The organism is Bacillus salipaludis (assembly GCF_004358205.1).
Genome location: NZ_SMYO01000085.1, coordinates 1 through 2,099, shown reverse-complemented (window position 1 = coordinate 2,099; position 2,099 = coordinate 1). Strand labels below are relative to the sequence as shown.

Sequence of the window (2,099 nt, the reverse complement as noted above, 5' to 3'; positions counted from 1 at the left end):
TAGCAAAATCTGAATCTAAGAAAAGAGATTAGCTACAGTCTGTAAACGATAACTAGGAGGAGCCGTGTGCATTAATAGTGCAAGCACGGTTCTGTGAGGGGGAGGAGTACAATCTACCGGAAGGTAGAAAGGCTCCCTTCTACTCGACTCCTTTAATAAAACAGTTACCTCTTTGAAAAAACATTGAAATTAAATATTTTTCATATGAAAAAAGGGCTTGAATCTGACGTAACGTTATGAATTATAGTAAATTTGTCGACAAAAACATTTCGTACGAAAAAAGGAGAGGATTATGGAAAAACAAACCTGGAAAATAGGTGAAATAGCTAAACTTACAGGGATTACAGTCAGAACATTACACCATTATGACCAAATTGGACTATTATCTCCATCACAGCTTTCGGATAAAGGGCACAGAATATATACAGGAAAAGATATTGAAAGACTACAACAAATCATTTCACTAAAACAGTTAGGATTTTCTCTGGTGGAGATAAATGCGTTTATCGAAAATCAAAGCTTTGATCGTGTTCAAATCATTAAAATTCAATTAGACAGTGTTAAAAAGCAAATTGAACTTCAAGAGGATTTGTGTATCAGATTAGAAGCAATATATAAATTACTAAATTCACAAAAGGATGTAAGTGTTAACCAGTTTATTAACTTAATTGAGGTGACTAATATGGTTGAAAAGTATTTTTCGAAAGAACAATTAGAACTGATGAAACAACAAACTGAACAATTTAGTGATGAGGAAAAAAAACAAATAGAAATTGAATGGTCTCAATTAATAGCTAATATAAGGGGCGAATTAGAAAAAAATACCCCACCAGAAAACCAAAGGGTCATACAATTAGCAATTCAGTGGCAGGAATTAACCAATAAATTTGTTGCTGGAGACCAAGAAATAGTTAAAGCTGCAGAACGTTTTCATTCAGAAAATCAAAATAATTCATTGCATTATGGGGTATATAAAGACCTTTATTTGTATATTAAAGAAGCAATGTCACACATTTAACTTTTTAGAATTCACAAAGAATGCCGTATGTAAATGTAGCATACGGTTTTCTTTGTAATTCCTTCGGACATATTTTTTTCTAATTTTTACGATTTATGAGGTTGTGGAATAGTGTACTTAAACTATCGGGTGCAATAGCTGAAGAATGGAGCTGCCATAGAGGCTACTTTTCTTGTTTCATAAACGGTGCTGAATAGGGAGAGAAGCTAGGAAGAAATTTTATAAAAGCTAAATACACGTAATGGGTAGTATTCATCGAATTTATAACAAGAAAACAACAAATAAAGCAGTAAACAAAAATTGAGGAGGTATTGTAGTGAACCAACACCAAATCATAATTACTCAGTATAATCCCAAGTACGCTGAACAAACAGTGAAAATGTGGCGAGATAGTAAGGAACAGGCAATTGGTCAGAAAGAAATTCATAGCTTTGAAAATCACGTTTATTTTTTAAATAATATATTACCTGAACAGTTTCAAATAAATTTAGCGTTAATTGACGATAGAGTAGTTGGAATGATTGCTTCTAATGAAACGGAAATAAGCCAACTTTATATTCATATAGATTATCAAGGAATTGGTATAGGTCAAACATTACTAGATAAAGTAAAAGCAAAATCAAGTGGGAGATTAATATTGTATACATTTGAAGTAAATGAAAATGCACAACGATTTTATGAAAAGAATGGATTTAAAATCATTGGTAGAGGACACGAAAATGAAGAAAATTTACCTGATATTCAATATGAATGGATATCAAAATAAACAATGTTAACGGAGACTACAGGTATAAAAAAGCTATAGGAAAACCAATTGCTTAACTGATATATATCGGTTCTTTTTTGTGTTGGTCGAAACACCAACCCAAGATTGTGAAGTGATGTACTTAAACTAACGGATGCTTATTTTTAATAAAGGGTCGCTGCGGTGACTCTTTTTGTGCGACGGGCAGTCGCATGGAGTGTTGATCTAGTCGACACTCTTCTTTTCATTATCTGACAGAGACGTCATCTCGGTGAAACGACTGGTTGATGATGATGATACTGAATCCCAGATGGTGAAAGTCCATCTCCGAGGAGA

2 protein-coding genes are annotated in these 2,099 nt (G+C 33.1%); both read left to right on the top strand.

Annotated elements, in window-relative coordinates:
- Positions 1 to 292 precede the first annotated feature (292 nt).
- A complete protein-coding gene (locus E2K98_RS30430; RefSeq protein ID WP_235824988.1) occupies positions 293 to 1,018 on the top strand; it encodes a MerR family transcriptional regulator in 726 nt (241 codons plus the stop codon).
- A 316-nt stretch (positions 1,019 to 1,334) separates the two neighbouring features.
- Complete coding sequence (locus E2K98_RS30425) at positions 1,335 to 1,784, top strand: GNAT family N-acetyltransferase (RefSeq protein ID WP_133340729.1); 450 nt, start codon at positions 1,335 to 1,337, stop codon at positions 1,782 to 1,784.
- The last annotated feature ends 315 nt before the right edge of the window (positions 1,785 to 2,099 follow it).

Bases quoted from the DNA above. Each gene is read 5' to 3' on its own strand.
- E2K98_RS30430 (WP_235824988.1), top strand. From the start codon at position 293: ATGGAAAAACAAACCTGGAAAATAGGTGAAATAGCTAAACTTACAGGG.